Below are 19,463 nucleotides of genomic sequence, written 5' to 3'. Positions count from 1 at the left end.
CTCACCCGGAACATTCCCAAAACATCTATTTCAAGCGTGCATAAAGCGTCTTGGCGAATGTCACCGCTGCAGGATTATCACCATGTACACATACTGTTTCGCCACGCATTGGTATACATTTACCATGCACACTTAACGCACAGCCTTCTTCAATAACGCGCATAATTTGCTCCGCGCTGACGTCGACATCATGAATCATCGCATTTGACGCATCCCGAGGTACCAACATCCCTTCATCCGTCAAATTCCGATCAGCATAAATTTCCGCTTTAAATGGTAAATCATATTTATGTGCTGCTCTTTCAAGAGCACTATTGGGTAAACCATAAAGAAAAAGCGCCGGATTAAATGCCTTAACGGCCACGACAACAGCCTCTGCCAGCACATCTGATTTAACAGCCATATTATAAAGCGCACCATGCGGCTTAACATGGTGTAATTCTCCGCCTTGCGCCCGAACGATACCGTAAAGCGCACCAATTTGATAATGCATGAGCGGTCCAACTTCAGCAGGCGATATATTCATTGTCTTTCTGCCAAATCCAGCAAGATCATCGAAACCGGGATGCGCCCCAATTTTAACGTAATGTTTCAAAGCCAGTGCAACCGTTCGCTTCATCACGAATGGATCGCCGGCATGAAAACCACATGCAATATTTGCCGATGTAATATAGGGCATCAACGCAGCATCATTGCCCAAGGTATAAATGCCAAAACTCTCACCTACATCACTGTTAATATCAATCTTCATTGTATCCACTCCTTAGCCGTTCTCAACGAGAAGCATTCATCCTGCATTTATCTAATATATACCCCTTGATCGAAAACACATTTTATCTTATTACTCAGTTTACCGCGAAGTCAAATCGCTGTAAAGAACCCGCCCCTACATTGTACTAATCTAGTCCGCAGCATCACTTCCAGCATCACTTCCAGCATCACTTCCAGCATCACTTCTATAACAATGAACATCGAGAAACCAGCCTTTTGCGATTAGCACGCCTCAAAAGCTGGTTTCTTTTATCCATTATTCTATTATCATACGATACATATGGTCCAGCTGCTGCTATTGCCTCATTGCGATCTACTACTCAATGGTAAATTGACTAACAATCGCATACATGTTGGATGCCGTATAATTAAGCGTTTCCTTTACTTGCTGCAAATTGAGACTATTGCTTTCAAGCGCTCGCATCATACGTTTACTGTCGCTTTGCGCCTCGGATGATTTGCGCTCAAAACTGTCGATAAACCGATCCTGGGCCTGTAATATATCTCCAATAAGCTTTGTATCCGCCTTCATCTGTTTAGACAATGCCGTAATATCACCTGTGACTTTATCGATATCCAGCTGAATTTGAGAAAAACTGTCAATCGTCTTGTTAACGCTGTCGCTGCCTGCATTAATACGATCGCTGATTTGAAGAATATTGCCGGTATTTACATTGACTTCATCTTGAATATTCACAATTTTCTCCGATATTTTTTTCGTTGAATCCATTGTCATTTCAGCAAGCGTACCAATTTCATCAGCAACGACGGCAAAACCGCGACCGTGTTCCCCTGCCCTTGCAGCTTCAATGGATGCATTAAGTGCCAACAGCTTTGTCTGACTCGAAATATTGCCAATGATATCAATCACTTCGTTAATTTCAAAAGCATACTTTTTTAATTGATTAATCGACTGTGTCGTCTCTTGAATCTCACCGACGATTTCAGACATAATCTTAAACGTTTCCATTGAAATTTCCTTGCTGTCTAGTGCATTTTTATTAATGTACTGCATTTGGCTGGTTGCTTCCAAGATAGTCTGATTAACATCATCAATGGATTTGCTCAATTTTCCAAAATCCGTTTTCATATGGTTTAAATCCGTTGTGGATTGTTCTAATACATGAAGCACATTTTGCATTGTGCCGTCAATTTGCGTTGAGTTATCATTGATATCTCCCATGAGTTTTTCCATTTCATCCACAGAAAACTTTGAAATATTGGTTGCAAATTTAATGCGTTTAATAATATTCATCTGGTTGTTGATAAACTTGTTAAACCACTTTGACAGTTCACCCATCTGATCGTATTTATTGCTTTTGACGCGCTTCGTCAAATCACCTTCACCCTCTGCAATTTCATTGACAAGACCAATCGTATCGCTCAACGGCCTAATCGCCAATATATTCAGCGTCACAACAGCACTTAACAAGAGCAGCAACCATTCTACGATCATGCGTATGCTTTCGCTTCCGTGAAGCATCGTACCAGCAGCACTGCCGACAATCAGAATCAATGCATACAAAAAACCAAGCGCCAGTAAAAATTTCAAATTGAGACTTCTGTATTTATAGATTTCATCAATATCGCCCTCACATAGAAGGCCCCAGATTTCATCTGTATGCGGCGGCCTTATTGTAATCCCCTTGCCGCCAACATCAATATGACGATATTCCGGATAACCCGGCCATGCATTCAAATTTTCGCCATTATCAATTGTCTTTTGTACGCCTTCATGCAGTTTATCCGTCGCTGGGTCGTTAAAAACAATCTCAAATTCTGTATATTTTTTTACTTTTACCGTCCCAAAACCATTGGTTCGAATGCCGTCTTTTAAATTGTCGCCAAGCGTAAAAGCGTTGTCTTCAAAACGACTCCTTGAAATGGCACTGCCTTTAGGTATACCGCGTTTATTCTGAATCATAAACAAATAGTTGTCTCCTGATTCTTTATAAACATGGGCATCTTCATCTTGAAGCACATCGCTCATCACATCATTCGGAACCCTTCCACATAAGTAGAATACGGCATCCTCTACCGGAATCGGCTGAATAAACATCAGCGTGATCTCATCTGAAAATCGTGAATTAAAGTGCTTTACCGTCATGGTATCTTCATCTGCATAGGGACCATACATATAGGGCGCACTCCCAAATGCGCTCACATAGGGTTTATTAATTTTTTTCCCCATGTGTGATGCATGCGTCGATGCAATAACCGTTTGTTTGGCATTCGCGACAAAAAGTTCTGAAAAATCACTAAAAAGTGCATGCTGCTGCTTTAAGCAATTGTTTAATGCCGATGACGTTTCCTTCGTAAGGTTTGATGGTTCGACGAGCAAGCGCTTAACAGTGAGCATCATAGCCGTCCAAGAATCATCAAACCAATTGTATAGTGCTTTTTCCCTGCCTTTTGCGATGCCGTTGAATGTGTTTTCTGTATGACCTTTTAGCCCCGGGTTTAGGAAAAACGAGAGCTTTCTTCTAACGATATTCATGACTTCATCTCCTTTATCTCTCTTTATTTGCCCATTTGTTTGGAACAATACCGTACATTTGCCCTTCATTTCTCTCTTATGGTGAATATCAGTCACCATTTTTCCTCAACACATTTAAAAACAAAAAACTCTATGCCATTTCTCTTTATAGATGGCATAGAGCTGCTTTGCTCAATTCATTTAATTGTGGTAAAGACTCTCGTTTCCCTGTGTCAATTTTAATGTTTTGCCTTTCGCTTGTCAATCGAAAAGCATATAAACATAGGACTTATAGCTTATATTCTTTAATATCATGCTCAGTGAGCGACATTGAGATGCAACAATACACGTCTTATATCAATTTTTTACTCTTCCCCAGCAACATTTTACCCTTCTATATAGAGGCACACCAATCAATATTTCGCTGTTTAATGTTTTTTAAGGCTTTTATTAACAGTTTTTTAACTTTCGTTCAGTATAATAAATGATGTAAACATTACAAATACTTATTGAGGTGAATTATGAAAAAAAGCATGATCGTACTGCTCGTCATCGTACTCGTCATCTTCGCAATTGGCGGGTCAATCATTTCCAAATATAACGCACTGGTCTCTCTAAGCGAACAGGTCAATGAAGCGGAAAGTCAAATTGAAAATCAACTGCAGCGCAGAAACGATTTGATTCCAAATCTTGTTGAAACGGTTAAAGGCTATGCTTCACAAGAAAAAGAAATATTCGAAAACGTTGCCGATGCACGTTCTAAATTGATTGGTGCCACAGGCATCACAGAAAAAGCCGAGGCCGATGCGGCACTGTCTTCTTCGTTGTCAAGGCTCCTCGCAATTTCTGAAAGTTATCCAGAACTCAAGTCCAATGAAAACTTTATACAGCTTTCAGATGAACTGGCAGGCACTGAAAATCGCATTGCTGTCGCTAGGCAGTCTTACAACGGTGTAGCAAGGACTTTTAATACTTCAGTTAAACAATTCCCTATGAACATCTTTGCCGGCATGTTCGGTTTTGAAACCGTCAACTATTTTGAAGCAGCTGAAGGTGCCGAAACAGTGCCAACAGTCGACTTTACCAATTAACACTTAACCATACCGGGAGGTTATTTTGAAGCAAAAGCTAATTGTTTTGCTCGCAATACTCATATTGGCAATGCCCTTTGCATTTGCCGTTGACTATCCTTCACCTACCAGTGATTTCTATGTAGAAGATTATGCAGATCTCTTGGCGAGTGATACTGAACAGACCATCATTGAAACATCAGCAGCGCTTGAAGCCGCTTCAGGCGCTCAGATTGTCGTCGTTACCGTCCCCTCGCTTGAAGGCGATACTGTTGAAAACTATGCCTATAATTTATTCCAAAATTGGGGAATTGGCGATGCCGATAAAAACAACGGCGTTCTCCTTCTGATTGCAATGGACGACCGAATGACGCGAATCGAAGTTGGATACGGTCTCGAAGGCATTTTGAACGATGGTAAAACCGGTAGGATTCAAGATGACTACCTTATCGAAAACCTTAAAGCCGGTGACTATGATGCAGGCGTCCTCGGCACTTACCTCGCCATTGCCGAAGAAGTCTATCAAGAATACGATTTAAGCGCTGACGATTTGGCAGCGCAGAATGTTTATTACAATCCAGTTGCCGAAACCAGTGACAGCGGCGGCATTACGATTGGCAAAATCATTATCGGCATTATCGTATTCATCTTAATGCTGTTTGATATTATCTTTAACCGCGGCCGCATTATCCGAATGCTCGCTTACGCATCCATGCGAGGCGGCGGCAGAGGCGGCGGTGGCGGCTTCGGCGGCGGCGGTGGTCGAAGCGGCGGCGGCGGCAGTTCCAGAAGCTTTTAACAGGGATTCCAAAACCATTCCGTCAAGTTTCAATCGCACACTGTTTGTAAAATGATTAAAAGCGCTGAAAACCAACATGGCTTTCGGCGCTTTTTTTATGCCCTACAATAGATAAAATCTAGCTTTTCGTTTAATCTTAAAATGTAAGTTGCAGTATGATATCATCTCACTTGTGATACCATTCCTATGAATAGGAAATCGCACGGTAATAAGAATCCAAGTCAAAACCATGCGTTGTCACCGATGCAATTGAACGGTTGAATACTTGACTTTCCGCAAGCGAAGCCTCTAGCGAATCGCTGCCAAGCGCTTCGAGCCAGCAATAGAAATCATCTTTTTTAAGCCCGCTCTTGACACTCAATGCCATAATTGCCTTTTTGACGAGATCGATAATCATTGATTCATTGTCTTTTGGCTGCAATGCATTTAAAATATCCGTTATCTCACTGGGCGCTCGACTTAATTTAGAGCTAAATTCGTGCAAGTAGAAAAACAAGCCGAAATTATAGAGTTTTCCAGTGTTGACATCTATAAACCACAAGTCCTTGTCTAATCCTGTAGACGTCAGTCCCTGATGTTTGAGTGCTGTTAAATCGTAGAACAGTCCCTCACATATTTTACGGCATCCCAGCGGTTTTAAATAGCCCATAACCGTTTCCAAAACAACGATGGGTTCAATGCCCCGTTCTTTCTTGAAGACGAGATATCCGTGTGAAGTCGTCTCAAAACTGTCGATGAGCTGGGGCGTTGAAATATGAAAATAATTTTCAGGCTGTTCTTCGACAATGTGCAGTGAATCCAAAAATATTTTGAGCTTGAGTTTCGTAATTTCCAGCATAATGTAAGTTTCTGAAACGTACATAAATCCCAGTTCAATCATAACGCGTTTTAAATACTTAAAGCGTATACATTTGCCGCTTGTGGCAATGAGTTCAATCGTACGCTTTTTCTTGCTGCGCTTTTGAGGTGCCCTTTTAAATGGATCCTTTTGAACATTTGAACGTGCCGTATCTTCACCAGCAAATGATGTATGCCAATCTGCTGCTGCCATTTTGTCTTTTTCATACGCGTCCTTATGCCGATTGCGGTTGAGGATTCGCTCTTTTTCGTAAAAGCGATTTTCGCTGATCAGCAACTGCCCCTCATTGTAGAGCGCATTAATTTTACTCATGATAAAAAGTGCTTCCTTTACATCGGACACATCCGGATGCCATATTTTCGCAAGCGCTCTATACTCACCTTTTATGCCTTTCACTGTAAAAAGTTGAGAAGGCATCATACAATTCATAATATAGTTTTTATCGTGATATTTTGCTTTTCTTTGAGGCATAATGTTTTCCATTCAGTTCTTTTTCTTTTCACTATTATACCCCGCTCATGATTTTTATTCAATAAATCAACGGCATGATGCATTGCCATTCTGTAAAGATTACGTAAAAGGTCATTCCCTTCTATTGCTCAAGACCCAGTAGCTGCCGTTTCATTTCGAGGCCAAAGGCAAATCCCGTGAGCTTGCCGTTTTGTCCGATTACGCGATGACACGGTATGATAATTGGAATCGGATTGCGCCCATTGGCCGCACCTACAGCGCGGCTTGCCGTTGACATCTCAATGGCTGCCGCAATTTCACCATAAGTTCGCGTCTCACCATATGGAATAGCTTTAAGTGCATGCCAAACGCGTTTTTGAAAAACAGTTCCCTGAGGATTCAGCTTTACATCGAATGTTTTACGTTGACCATCAAAGTATTCAACAAGCTGCCGTCTCACTTCGTCAAAAAAGAAATCATCCCGCCGCCAATCCGGCGCCAATGCTAATGTCCGTTTACTTTCAGGCGTCTCAATATGGACAATTTGAATCCCTTCTTCATCGCCAACAACGGTGATCATGCCGAATTTCGTTTCAAAAGATGTGTATTTCATCTCTATGCCTCCAATATATTGTACTGACTGCCGCTTCAAATCGCTTATCAATTTATTCTATTTAATAGTTTCGCCACAGGCAAAGCGTTGCATACGCCCGATACGGCCGCCATTGTTCGGCAAGCTGTTCAATTGCCTTCGGCTTCATCTTTTGTCCATCGTTCATAGCCGCCAGAACGTTTATCACACCGAGGTCCGATGCCGGAAAACTGTCTTTCATGCCTAGCCCGCGCATGGCAACATAATTGACCGTCCAGTCGCCAATGCCTTTTACAACACCAAACGCCTTTTTGAAAACGTCATAGGACTGGTAGGGTGATAAACTGAATTCATTGTCCAACAATGCTTGCATGACGCGCTTTAGCGTCGCCTGACGCGTTGCTGTAATCCCCAATCCTTCAAGCGAAAGCACACTGCACGTATTAATATTGGGAAAAAAATGTGTCAAGCCAGTCGGAAAATCATCGGCTGTTTTCAAATCCGCCCTTTCGACAATGCGTTGGGCTAAAGTCGTTGCCGCCTTCACGGTGATTTGCTGTCCTAAAATAGCCCTGACTAAAAATTCAAAAGCATCAAATGCTGTCGGCAGTCGCGGTACATACTGATCGACAAAGCCTGATTGCAGCATTTCAAAACGCTTTAAATAGGCTGTGATCTCTGAAATGGGAGCATCCATATCAAACATCCGCCGAACACGCAGAAAAACGTCAAAAATGCTGTCAAAATCACGAGTATAAACGTCAAGCTTTAGTAATGCAGGATGATCGCCGGGACAAACTGTAAAATAGCCGCTGCCCGTTTCAATATAATATGTACGTTGATAGGCATCACCGTTTATCGCCTCAACCCCGCGCAAGAGTCTTGGTTTCATAAATGAAAAAACAGTTTCAAATCCCACTTCAGATTTCGACCGAAGATAGAGCGTGAGTTTAGGCATTGGATAAGTCGGCATCATTTTATCGCGCATTGCCGTCGGCGTACATCCGACAATTAATTTGAACTGCGCATTAAATTGTCTAACGGAGCTGTATCCTACTTCAAATGCAATGCTCGTCATACTTTGTGCCGTCTCTTGAATAAGTGGAATGGCGCACAGAATACGCTGATAATTTAAAACTTTTGTCGGCGAAATGCCCAGAACGGTTTTAAAAACCTGTCTTAATCGTCTCTCGCTAATAAATAGTGCTTTTGCAAGCTTTTCAGTATCTGCACCGTTTAAGGCACCGCTTCCCAACAGCATCATCGCTTTGGAAACAATTTGCGCAGCTTCATCAACGAGGGTGACGCGTTCGGGATGACATCGGTGACAAGGCCGATAGCCGTCTTCAAAGGCATCTTTTAACTGTTTGTAATAGGTGACGTTCTCTTTTTTTGCCGGTGGTGCCGGACAAGAGGGTCTGCAGACAATGCCTGTGGTTTTAACGGCAAAGTAAAATACGCCGTCAAAGCCCATATCCTTTTGTTGCCTCGCTTTTTCAAAATTAAGCCATTCCAATTCAGTAACTGTTGATTTCATCTTTAGCTCATCACCTACCCTTATGGTCATTATACCTTAAAAGGACACACCGGCTCTAGCACTTTTCGGCAATTGTATCTCATCAGTCTCTTGATCATTTTTTGCTGAAGCCGCATAGATACATAAATTGTAATCATCGCCCTCTTCATTGCTTTTTTAGCAGACAAAGCGTATAATGCTGTTCAGAACAAGCCATTATAAAGGAGTACGCTATGAAACCTGAAATGAAAATCAGATTCAACAACGACTACAGCGAAGGCGCGCATTCAGAGATTATGGCACGTCTTAACGAAACCAATATGATTCAAACCGCCGGGTATGGCGAAGACCCTTTCTGCGATTCTGCCCGCGATGCCATTAAACGTCAATTCGGATGTCAACAGGCTGATGTTCACTTCCTCGTCGGCGGCACGCAAGCCAATCTAACTGTAATTGCCGCGGCCCTAAGACCGCATCAAGCCGTTATCTGTGCAGAGACGGGCCATATCAATGTCCATGAGACAGGCGCCATTGAAGCCTGCGGCCACAAGGTTATCGGATTGCCGCACAACGAAGGCACCATCACCGCCGAGCAAATCGACGCCTATGTTAAAGCACATTATAATGATGAAACACACGAACACATCACACAGCCTAAATTGGTCTATATTTCTCAGCCAACAGAACTTGGCACCATTTATTCGAAAGATGCCTTAACCGCTATCTATCAAATATGCCAGAAACATGGTCTCTATCTCTTTATCGACGGTGCGCGTCTCGGCTACGGTCTCAGCAGCGCTGACAATGATCTGGATGATAAGACTTTTTCAGCGCTTTCTGATGTTTTTACCATTGGCGGTACAAAGATGGGTGCACTCTTTGGCGAAGCTGTCGTCATTAATCATCCGGCGCTAAAGCAGGATTTTCGATATATCATGAAGCAAAAGGGCGCTATGCTCGCCAAAGGCCGCCTGCTGGGCATTCAGTTTCTGTCTTTTTTTGAAAAGGATCTCTATCGTCGGCTCGGCAATCACGCAGATGAGTTGGCAATGCATTTAAAGACCGCAATGCTGGCAAAGGGCTATACCCCTTATGTCAACAGCCCCACCAATCAGCAATTCTTTATTCTACCTGATGCCGATCTCCTAGAAATTGAAAAATATTTTACTTACGCATACATCGAGCGCATTGATGCGACACACAGTGCCGTTCGTTTTTGCACAAGCTGGGCAACGCGTCCCGAAGATGTTAAAACACTGATAAAATTCATTGATGCGCTTCATTAGATCAATCACCTTATTCATTCAGCCATGATAAAAGCCGATCGACTAAACTTTCTTATGGGAAAGCGTATCGATCGGCTTTTTAGATAGTTTTATAGATGGCTCTATGGATGACTCGATGGATATGGATGGCTCAATGGATGGTTCGATGGATGGCTCTATGGATGTTCAATAGATGGTTCAATGGCGATATGATGACATAAGCGCCCCATGTATCACACGATTCAATCATTCCCGCCTATTAAAAGCCGCTCATCAAACGCCATTTGAAACAGCGCCTCTGCATAAACGCGGTAAGCAGCATGAAGCGTTTCTATCCGAATACTTTCATCATTTTCATGACAGGTGTCTTCATCCTCAGGAAAATAAGGACCCCACGCTACAAAATTCGGCATTGCCTTTGCATATGAAGTCCCATGTGCCAAAACAAACGCATTTTCCCTTCCGGTTTCCTTTTCATATGCCTCAGCCATACACTGTAGAAATGGCCGTTTCGGTGAAACATACAAAAAAGGTTTGTAGTCGACGATCTCAAATGTGAATCCATAACATGCCGCCTTTTCATGAAAAGCTGCAGCAATTTGCGATTGAGTCAGTCCAATCGTTTGGCGCATATTGATATTTAAAATAAAGGAATCTTCAGTTGTTCGCAGCATGGTTGGCGATATCACGGTGACATGCGCATCTTGGCCTTCATAAATCTGCTGTCCCCTATTCAGTCCCAAAGAAGTCCCAAAGAGATCGTCTTTCAATTCTCTTTCAACAAAAATGACGAGTGCTGCAATTTCCGGCAGCAATGACAGTTTGCCAAAAAGTGTGTGGCAAAGTTTGACAATGGCATTTTCACCATCTTGAGGGCTTGAGGAATGAACTGATTTTCCCATAGCGCGCACGGTTGTCGTACCATTATCGTTTTCAGTCATTGTCTCCGTGTCCCGCAAGACACTGAGCATCTCCTTAGAAAAATGACTCAATTCAATTTGTGCAAAATCTGGAATGGTGTTCTTGGAATCACCGCCCATCAAATCAATTGTCCTGCCTTGAAAATGCCGAGGGAATTTTAATTCGACGTCAACATAACCTTTTTCCATATTGGTAATGGGAAATTCACCGTCTGGCGTAAAACCGTAATCCGGCAGCACTTGTGTTTCGCAATAAGCAGCCATATCATGCCAAGTGGTTTCTTCCTGTGTCCCGACAATCATCTGAACGCGTTTTTTCATTTCGTTTTTATAGGGCAGAAGCTGTGCCATCGCATAAAGCGCTGCCAAAGCAGGCCCTTTGTCATCTGCCACACCTCGTCCATAGTAGCTGTCATGTGCTTCTGTCAGTTCAAACGGCGGATAATGCCAATGTGCATCATTGCCGGCCGGGACGACGTCAACATGCACGAGAATCCCTACGGTTTCAAGGCCTTTTCCGATTTCGATAACCCCGACGCGATCTTCAAGCAGCGCATGTGTCTCAAACCCCATTGCTTTGCCCAAGGTAAGCATTGTATGCAGTGCTTGCTTAACGCCTGTCGGATTTTCAGAAACACTTTGAATGGCAATTAACTGTGAAAGATCTTTATTAAATTTAAGGCGATCCAACGCTTTAAAAGCACGCTTCGAATCACGTTTCTGTTTCTGCTTATGCATCACACCACCGTCTCTTCAAAAAAAGATCGTATTAATCCCGCATATGCTTCTGTTCCTGCAACGAGTTCTTCAATTTCAATGTATTCTTCGTCCGAGTGTGCCGTCGCTAAATTGCCGGGTCCGAAAACAATCGTCGGCATATTAAAAAAATGCTGAAAAAGTGCGCCATCACTCCACGCGGGAAAAAAGCTGATTTCACTTTGGCGGCCAATCGATTCGACTGATTTCACCGCAGCCTGTACAATTGCCGCATTTAATGGTGTGTTCATGCTCTCATGACTGTAGTCGCCCTTCATAACGTTTTCTGCCATTGACCGATACGATATTTTATACCCCGGATGCAATTTCAGAAAACATTCGAGCATCGCTGACACTTGACTGAGTATGGTCTCGAGCGTTTCGCCCGGCACCCATCTTCGATCAAAAGTGAGCATACATTTTCCTGCAACTGTACTCGGCTGTGTGCCGCCATTGATCGTTCCAATATTAAAAGAGCCCTTGCCAATCAGCGGATGGCTGGATGCTTCGATAACTTTTGCCATCTCGACTTTTAAATAGCAGATCAATTCACCTGCTACGTCAATGGCATTGAGCCCTGATGCCTGATTACCGCCGTGCACGGTTTTGCCTTCAACCATAATTTCAATCCATTGCAGCCCGCGATGAGCAGGACATATGATTAAATTTGTCGGTTCGCCCACGACGACGCCATCAGCGCCATCTGTATGATTTTCCAAATAATGAATACTGCCAAGACTGCGCTCTTCTTCATCGGCAACACACACCAGTATAATTTCACCGTCAAAGGCAATCGCTTTGCGCTTGATGGCAATGATCGCGTAGAGCATCGCCATCAAAGGGCCTTTCATGTCAACGGCACCGCGTCCATACAGCTTGCCGTCTTCAATGCGTGGCATTAAACCATCATACATACCATAAAGCGGCACCGTATCCATATGGCCGTTCAGTATCAGTCTTTTGCCTTTTCGCCCGCCTTTCAGTCTTGCAATGACGTTATAGCGCCCCTTCTCGACGCACTCAATTGTATGTTCAATCCCCTCTGAAGCCAGAATACGGCCAATATAGGCTGCCATCTGCGCTTCCTGATTCTCTAATCCCGAATAACTTGCCGTTTTGACTGCATTTGCCGTCGCCTCAACAACTTCGTCCGACGTTACTACATCCCAAATCCAGTGATGATTATTCATTCACACGCATCTCCTCTAATTGACATTCGCACACACTGTAATGCGCTTCACCCACAAGGGTCAGCTTAGGTTTTTCATGCATGCACCCATCTGCTGCACGTGGACATCTGCTTTGGAAAACACAGCCTTTAGGCAAATCAATTGGATCAGGCATTTCACCAGTCAACAGTGCGCGCTTTTCCGAACGTCGCATCTTCATCTTTGGCATGATCTCAATCAGTGCTTGCGTATAGGGATTTTTGGGTGATTGAATAACATTTTCAGCACTGCCATACTCTAAAATCGTCCCTAGGTACATCACGGCAATCTTATCTGCAATGGCCCAAGCCAAAGCAATATCATGTGTAATAAAGAGATAGGCAATCTGTTGGCGTTCTCTCAATTCCATCAGTAATTTTAAAATCTCAGAGCGGATGGATACGTCCAGCATTGAAACAGGTTCATCGGCAATAATCAATTTTGGTTTAACAATAAGCGCACCTGCTATGACAACACGCTGGCGCTGCCCGCCGGAGAGTTCGTGGGGATACCGATTTAAAAACGATTCTCCCGGTGTTAAACCAGCCTGCTCCAATGCTGTCACAACACTTGCCCGCATTTTATCCCGCGAGAGATTCTTCTGTTGAATCATAAGGGGCTCTGCGACAATTTTTTCAATGGTTTGCTTAGGGTTAAGCGACTGATAGGGATCTTGAAAAATCATGGCGACTTTTTCACGGTAACCCGGTTTTAATTTTCCATCCGTACCAAATATCGGCTCCCCTTCAAAGCAAATCGTACCGCCCACAACCTCACTTGGATGAAGTGCATTGATTGCCTTGCCCAACGTCGTCTTGCCAGAACCGCTTTCACCGACAAGCGCTATGATTTCACCGGGCATCACGGTTAAATCAACGCCATTTACCGCGTGGACAACCCGTTGCGGCTTGCCTTTTAGCACATCTATAAAACTGGGCTTTACAGGAAACTTCACGGTGACATTTTTAAGTTCAATTAATGCGTCCATTATGCTTCCCCCTCTAAATGACAAAGAAATTGATGTGCACCCTCAACCGTTCGCAGCGGCGGCCGCGATAGGCAGATCGGCATTGCCTTGTGACATCGGCTGTAAAAAGCACATCCTTGTACAGGTTTCGTCATATCCAGTGGTTGACCGGGAATAAAATCCGGCAACCCTCTCTTTTTCCCAATAATCGGATATGCCGCCAGCAGTTTTTGCGTATAGGGATGACGAGCATCTTCATAAATCGCTTCTACACTGCCGCTTTCCACAATTTCACCTGCATACATAACCGCTACTTTATCACAGATGTCCCCAAGAATGGATAAATCATGTGTAATGAGAATCATGGACAAGCCCATTTCCTTTTTCAATGACTCCAGCAATTCAAAGATTTGTGCCTGTACCATGACGTCTAATGCTGTCGTCGGCTCATCACCAATAACAATTTTCGGTTCACATGCAAGCGCCATTGCGATCATAACCCGCTGACGCATGCCACCGCTGAACTGGTGCGGATACTGTTTCAACCGTTTTGGGTCAATCTCCACGCGCCGCATCAGCATTTCAGCACGCGCGTAGGCGGCCTCATTTGATACCGTTTCATGGAGTAAAATCGCCTCAACCATTTGTTTTTCAATGGTCAAAACGGGATTTAATGCATTCATCGCCCCTTGAAAAATCATGGCGATCTCTTTCCATCTTAACTTTTGGATCATGCCTTCCGGTGCCGTCAGGACATCTCTCTGCTTATATCGAATCTCACCGCCATCAATGACGGCATTCTTAGGCAACAGCCGCATTAGCGACAGCGCTGCCGTCGTTTTACCCGAACCGGATTCGCCTACGAGTGCCAGTGTTTCGCCTTCATCTAGGGAAAAACTGATCCCGTTAACCGCTTTTAAGCGTTTGCCGCCGGTGAGTTCAAATGCTATTTTTAGTGAATCAACCTCTAATAATGCCAATTGTGCCTCCCCGTTTAACGTTGTCTCAATTTAGGATTAACGATTTCATCCAGTGCAAACCCCATAAGTGTAAATGCCAGCACCAACAGCAGCACGCAAACCCCGGGCGGCATAAAGTACCAATAAGCCTTATTGCTCAGTGCACCTGATTCAAAGGCAAAATGCAGTGTCGTTCCCCAGCTCGGCTTCGATACATCCCCCATGCCTAGGAAACTCAGCGTCGTTTCAGACAAAATAGAGGTAGCTGTCACCAAAATCGTATTGGCAAATACCAACGGGAATACATTTGGGAATATATGATGCCAAATGATAAAGAGATTCGATGCCCCAAACGATTTTGACCGTTCAATGTACTGACGCTCTTTTTCAGTGAGTGTCTGCGCTCTGACAATTCTGGCGGTACCCGCCCACCCCGTGATGCCAATGACAAAAATAATATTCCAGATATTTGAGCCAAGCAGTGCCGCAAGCACGAGCATTAGCGGCAGCCACGGTAAAACCAGAAACACATCGGTAATGCGCATGAGCACGTTGTCCGTCTTTCCGCCCAGATAGCCGGAGAAAATACCGACGCTGGTGCCAATAAACATCGAGATAAACGTCGCCGCAACACCGACGATTAAGGAGACGCGGCTGCCGGCAATCAGCGCTTTAAAGACATCTCGCCCCAGATCATCGGTTCCAAGCCAGTGTGCCGCACTTGGCGGATTCAAAACATCTGCTCTCTCGCCGAAGACCTGAGGATCGTATTGGACGATCATTGGGCCAAAGAGTGCAATGAGTATGAAGATGACGAGCATACTAAACCCGACGACGCCCATTTTATTCTTCAGAAACTGTTTGATAAACTGATTTTCTTTCATATGTTAAATCCTTTATGTTGCTTTATTCGTTACTGCTTCAATTCGCTTTATATTGCTAATAAGCGATTGTCCTTTTATATGTCACGATGTTAACCCTTTATTGTGTTTCCACGCCTTTTGATGCCTTTTGATGCCTTTACTCTTTTACCCTTGGATCAAGGTAGCCGTATAACAGATCTGAGATAAGATTCGTGCCAATGGTGCACATGCTCGTGATAAAGAAGATCCCCTGCAGCAGCGGATAATCTCTGTTTTGGAGCGCGTCATACATCAAACGCCCCAGTCCCGGCCATGAAAAGACAGTCTCTACCTGCAGCGCGCCTGCAATCACAAAGCCAAGACTCATTGCCACAAGTGTCGCCATTGGTATCATGGCATTGGGCAGCGCGTGTTTCTTTAGAATGGTTTTATCATCGAATCCTTTTGCGCGCGCTGTTAGAATATAGTCTTCCGTCAGTACCTCAATCAGCGAACTGCGCATCACCAGCATATACTCTCCCAGCAATACCAGTGCAAGCGTCAATACGGGCAGCACTAAGTGCACCGCTATATCAGACGCCCGCTGCATGCCCACAGCAAAATAGAGAGAAGGCGATGTCATGCCGGAAGTCGGTAAAATACCCAAAAAACCGCTGAAAAAGGCAATCATAAGAATGCCGAGCCAGAATGACGGCATCGCATAAGTGACAAGTGAAAAGCTTAGTGCACCGACGTCCAGTTTTGTTCCCCTTTTGTGCGCTGCAACGATTCCGAGAAAAGTACCAAAGATGATGGCGATGATCTCTGCTGTCCCAACAAGGAGAATGGTGGCAAACACGCGGTCACCAATGACCTTCATCACCGGCATATTGTAATGAAACGAGGTGCCAAAATCGCCGATGAACATACTGCTGACATACGTTACAAACTGTGCAGCCAACGATTTATCAAGACCATAAGCTGCTTTCATTTTCTCAACCGTCTCAATATTGGCGTTGGGGTTTCGAACGAGCATGCTGACGGGATCACCCGGCATGATGCGAAATAGAAAGAAGTTGATGAGCAGAACGCCCATCAACGTAATACATGCATAAAAGAGTTTTTTGACAATATACTTTCGATTCATTTTTTACCATCACCATTCATTTTTCTGGTTTTCATTCGCTTTCTTCGATTTGTTTCGTTGCCATATAAAGAATCCGCCGCCGATGACGACAATCACCACAATGGCAATGACGAGTCCGCTGCTGCCGCCGCCATCACTTTCACTTTCACTTTCTGCCGGCGTACTGTCAGCTGTATTTTCGGCAGGCGCACTGCTGTTCATACTGCTTTCAGCAGCTTCTGTTATAAAAGTAGCATCCGCATAGTTGACAATGGTATTGGCGAAAAATACTGCGCCCGAAACAGTTGGTGTAAGCCCCGTAATAAGGTCGTTGCGCACTAACTGATGGTTTTCAGCGTAATACAAAATATCATATGGCAATTCTTCGTAAAGAAGTGCCTGTGCTTCATGAACCATTTCAACACGTTTTGCGCGATCCATTTCATGCGTCTGCGCTTCCACAATGGCATCGTATTCTGGATTAGAATAAAAAATATCGTTTAGATTATCAATATTGTCTGTTGTCAAGACATTTAAAAGAACGGTTGGGTCAATGTCGCCGCCCCATCCCCATATAAACATATCATAGTCTTTTTCGCCCATGGTTCGATCATAGAGTACGCCGTCATCAACGGTTTCAATATTGAGTTCAATCCCCACTGCTTTTAAATAACTTTGAACCATCTGTCCAACTTTGACTTCTGAAGTATTGTCACTTCTGGACAACAGCAAGAATGACAGCTTATCACCTGAATCGTTGCTTCGGTAACCATCGGCATCAACACTTGTAAAACCTTCACTTTCTAAGAGCGAAATCGCTTTTTCAGGATCGTAGCCTCTTAACTTATCGCCTTCCACCGCATAATGCCATTCACCTTGTGATGGTGGAATATAAGTAGAGCCGATCGTCGAAGAACCGTCATATACCAGATCAACAATTTTCTGTTTGTCTATAGCATAACTGATGGCTTGTCTGATCATTTTATTTTGTATTAATTGATTGAAGTTGCCTGACCATTCAGACTGGTTAAACGCCAATTCCGTAAAGCCATTCTCTTCATAAGCATAATCCGTAATATTTTCATTGCTCAATGCACTTTTTATATCAACATAGTCCAGTTCAAGCGCCACATCAATTTCGCCGTTTTGAATGGCTTGAACCATGGTGTCGTTATTGGCGTAAATGACATAAATTAAGTGGTCAACATTAGCAGGCTGACCAAAATAGTCTGGGTTTCTATCAAGAACGACCTGCTGGTTCATATCCCAGCTGACAAATTTAAACGGCCCCGTACCGACCATTGCCGTATCCTCAAAATCGGCAATACTGTCAAGCGGCTGATCCTGCCAGATATGTGCCGGTAAAATCGGTGTCACATTCTGCAGCATATTGGCCTTAGGCGAATCAGTTGAGATAACAACTGTGTAATCATCCGGTGTTTCAATCGCCGTAATACCACCGAGTGATGTATAATACATGCCCATTTCGCTTTCTTGAAATGCTTCATAGGTATACTTTACATCAGCCGATGTAAAGGGCTCACCATCATGCCACTTGACGTCATCCCTCAAATGGAATGTCCAAGTGAGTTGATCGTCTGAAAGTTCCCACGACGTTGCCAGTGACGGCACCACTTCGTAATTGCGGTCAAATTTGACCAGTGAATCATACGTCAGCATAAAGATTTCAAAAGATGCCATTTCCCATGAAACAAATGGGTTGAGTGAATCGGGCTCTTGTTTGACGCCGATTTTTAAAATGGTCTCATCTTGTGCTGCACCAAAACTCATCAGTGGCATTGCACTCATGAGCACCAGTATTGTGACCAACATGATACTGATTTTCTTTTTCATTGTTCCCCCTCCTTGTCAATCATTAAACGTTAATTTCTTTTTTTAATCGCAGACACCTGCTTCTATTACTTCAAAAACGCCGTCATCTGCGTTGACCCTCGCCCTGACACCCATGGGAAGTGTTGCTAAATCCTTGGTATGTCCAATTGGAAAGCCATACAGGACAGGTTTTTCAAGTCCTTCAAAAAACTCATAAATTAAATTTTCCAAACTGCATTGGTTTGGAAAACCGGGCCGATGCTCAAAAGGTTCACACGCCTTGCATTCGCCAATGACAATTGCCGCTGCATTCTCAAATTTTCCGGCGTTCATCATATGGGTCAGCAAATGATCCATTTGCCACGGTTCGACTTCTATATCTTCAAGGAACAGGACTTTGCCGCGCGTATCAATTTCCCAAGGCGTCCCAAGCGTCGCACATACCAGCGACAAATTGCCGCCGATAAGCGCCCCTTCAGCAGTCCCGCCATTGAGCTTGACAATCGCCTTTGGCAATGAGCCTCTTTTTATCACACCAATAGGTGTTGACAGCATAATCGCCTTTTGAATACCCGTCATACGATAGGGCGTCATTGCTTCAGATCCAAAGCTAAGGGCACTTGGACCATGAAATGTCACAAGTCCGGTTTCTTTTGCAATGGCTAAGTGAAGCGATGTAATATCACTGTACCCCATAAAGATCATTGGGTTCTGGTGTATCCTATCAAAGTCAAGATGCTTTAACAGCCTTGCGGCACCGTAGCCGCCTTGACTTGCAAAAATGGCATCAACAGTGTCATCAGAAAATGCCCACATGAGATCCTCTGCCCTTTGTTCATCTGATCCGGCCAAGTAGTAATGACGTTTCAGTGCATGATCGCCAAGTTTGACATGATACCCCATTGACTCCAGCGCCTCAATGCTCTGTGAAAGCTCCCGTCGTTCCCAAATACCGCTTGATGGTGATACGATGGCAATGGTATCGCCAGGTTTAAGCCTTTTTGGTTTTATAATCGGTTTGGTAATCAGATTTATCATAGGCATAGGCATCCTC

The 19,463-nt window shown here is 43.9% G+C and carries 16 protein-coding genes; 3 read left to right on the top strand and 13 right to left on the bottom strand.

Annotation, left to right across the window (positions count from 1 at the left end):
* Nucleotides 1–25 precede the first annotated feature (25 nt).
* Nucleotides 26–751 carry a 5-oxoprolinase subunit PxpA gene (locus KHM83_RS02000; protein ID WP_213235226.1) on the bottom strand — a complete coding sequence of 242 codons (726 nt, stop codon included), beginning with the start codon at nt 749–751 and terminating at the stop codon, nt 26–28.
* Between the two features lie 336 nt (nt 752–1,087).
* Nucleotides 1,088–3,268, bottom strand: a complete 2,181-nt coding sequence (locus KHM83_RS01995; protein WP_213235225.1) for a methyl-accepting chemotaxis protein — start codon at nt 3,266–3,268, stop codon at nt 1,088–1,090.
* A gap of 500 nt (nt 3,269–3,768) precedes the next feature.
* Between KHM83_RS01995 and KHM83_RS01990 the strand changes: the two genes are divergently transcribed.
* Together KHM83_RS01990 and KHM83_RS01985 are read left to right on the top strand one after the other, a co-directional pair.
* The gene (locus KHM83_RS01990) at nt 3,769–4,338 is read left to right on the top strand and encodes a LemA family protein (protein WP_213235224.1); all 570 of its coding nucleotides are present in this window, start codon (nt 3,769–3,771) and stop codon (nt 4,336–4,338) included.
* A gap of 25 nt (nt 4,339–4,363) precedes the next feature.
* A complete protein-coding gene (locus KHM83_RS01985) occupies nt 4,364–5,116 on the top strand; it encodes a TPM domain-containing protein (RefSeq protein WP_246542822.1) in 753 nt (250 codons plus the stop codon).
* Nucleotides 5,117–5,300: 184 nt separating this feature from the next.
* On the opposite strand, the gene KHM83_RS01980 is transcribed toward KHM83_RS01985, so the two are convergent.
* From KHM83_RS01980 to KHM83_RS01970, 3 genes are all read right to left on the bottom strand, one after another.
* Nucleotides 5,301–6,446 (bottom strand): J domain-containing protein, encoded by a 1,146-nt coding sequence (locus KHM83_RS01980; protein WP_213235223.1) that lies wholly within the window; start codon nt 6,444–6,446, stop codon nt 5,301–5,303.
* A 121-nt stretch (nt 6,447–6,567) separates the two neighbouring features.
* Complete coding sequence (locus tag KHM83_RS01975; protein WP_213235222.1) at nt 6,568–7,038, bottom strand: methylated-DNA--[protein]-cysteine S-methyltransferase; 471 nt, start codon at nt 7,036–7,038, stop codon at nt 6,568–6,570.
* Nucleotides 7,039–7,099: 61 nt separating this feature from the next.
* Nucleotides 7,100–8,554, bottom strand: a complete 1,455-nt coding sequence (locus tag KHM83_RS01970) for a DNA-3-methyladenine glycosylase 2 family protein (protein ID WP_213235221.1) — start codon at nt 8,552–8,554, stop codon at nt 7,100–7,102.
* A 212-nt stretch (nt 8,555–8,766) separates the two neighbouring features.
* On the opposite strand from KHM83_RS01970, the gene KHM83_RS01965 reads away from it, so the two are divergent.
* Entirely contained in the window at nt 8,767–9,819 is a 1,053-nt protein-coding gene (locus KHM83_RS01965; protein ID WP_213235220.1) for a threonine aldolase family protein, read from the top strand.
* Between the two features lie 221 nt (nt 9,820–10,040).
* Here the strand turns inward: KHM83_RS01965 and KHM83_RS01960 are convergent, their stop codons facing one another.
* The 8 genes from KHM83_RS01960 to KHM83_RS01925 all read right to left on the bottom strand — a co-directional run bounded on the left by KHM83_RS01960 (nt 10,041) and on the right by KHM83_RS01925 (nt 19,453).
* The gene (locus tag KHM83_RS01960) at nt 10,041–11,456 is read right to left on the bottom strand and encodes a Sapep family Mn(2+)-dependent dipeptidase (RefSeq protein ID WP_213235219.1); all 1,416 of its coding nucleotides are present in this window, start codon (nt 11,454–11,456) and stop codon (nt 10,041–10,043) included.
* The gene (locus tag KHM83_RS01955) at nt 11,456–12,664 is read right to left on the bottom strand and encodes a M20 family metallopeptidase (RefSeq protein ID WP_213235218.1); all 1,209 of its coding nucleotides are present in this window, start codon (nt 12,662–12,664) and stop codon (nt 11,456–11,458) included. The genes KHM83_RS01960 and KHM83_RS01955 overlap by 1 nt, the downstream gene beginning before the upstream one ends.
* Nucleotides 12,657–13,670: an ABC transporter ATP-binding protein gene (locus KHM83_RS01950; RefSeq protein ID WP_213235217.1), complete on the bottom strand. Its 1,014-nt coding sequence runs from the start codon at nt 13,668–13,670 to the stop codon at nt 12,657–12,659. The genes KHM83_RS01955 and KHM83_RS01950 overlap by 8 nt, the downstream gene beginning before the upstream one ends.
* The gene (locus KHM83_RS01945; RefSeq protein ID WP_213235216.1) at nt 13,670–14,629 is read right to left on the bottom strand and encodes an ABC transporter ATP-binding protein; all 960 of its coding nucleotides are present in this window, start codon (nt 14,627–14,629) and stop codon (nt 13,670–13,672) included. The genes KHM83_RS01950 and KHM83_RS01945 overlap by 1 nt, the downstream gene beginning before the upstream one ends.
* Before the next feature lie 14 nt (nt 14,630–14,643).
* Nucleotides 14,644–15,492, bottom strand: a complete 849-nt coding sequence (locus KHM83_RS01940; protein ID WP_213235215.1) for an ABC transporter permease — start codon at nt 15,490–15,492, stop codon at nt 14,644–14,646.
* A 136-nt stretch (nt 15,493–15,628) separates the two neighbouring features.
* Nucleotides 15,629–16,597: an ABC transporter permease gene (locus tag KHM83_RS01935; RefSeq protein WP_213235214.1), complete on the bottom strand. Its 969-nt coding sequence runs from the start codon at nt 16,595–16,597 to the stop codon at nt 15,629–15,631.
* Nucleotides 16,598–16,606: 9 nt separating this feature from the next.
* Entirely contained in the window at nt 16,607–18,430 is a 1,824-nt protein-coding gene (locus tag KHM83_RS01930) for an ABC transporter substrate-binding protein (protein WP_213235213.1), read from the bottom strand.
* Nucleotides 18,431–18,472: 42 nt separating this feature from the next.
* Nucleotides 18,473–19,453 (bottom strand): S66 peptidase family protein, encoded by a 981-nt coding sequence (locus KHM83_RS01925; RefSeq protein ID WP_213235212.1) that lies wholly within the window; start codon nt 19,451–19,453, stop codon nt 18,473–18,475.
* Between the last annotated feature and the right edge of the window lie 10 nt (nt 19,454–19,463).

The sequence above is a fragment of the Fusibacter paucivorans genome (genome assembly GCF_018390735.1).
GTDB lineage: Bacteria > Bacillota > Clostridia > Peptostreptococcales > Acidaminobacteraceae > Fusibacter > Fusibacter paucivorans.
Note: the sequence above shows the minus strand (reverse complement) of the source record. Positions and strands in the feature narration are given on the sequence as shown.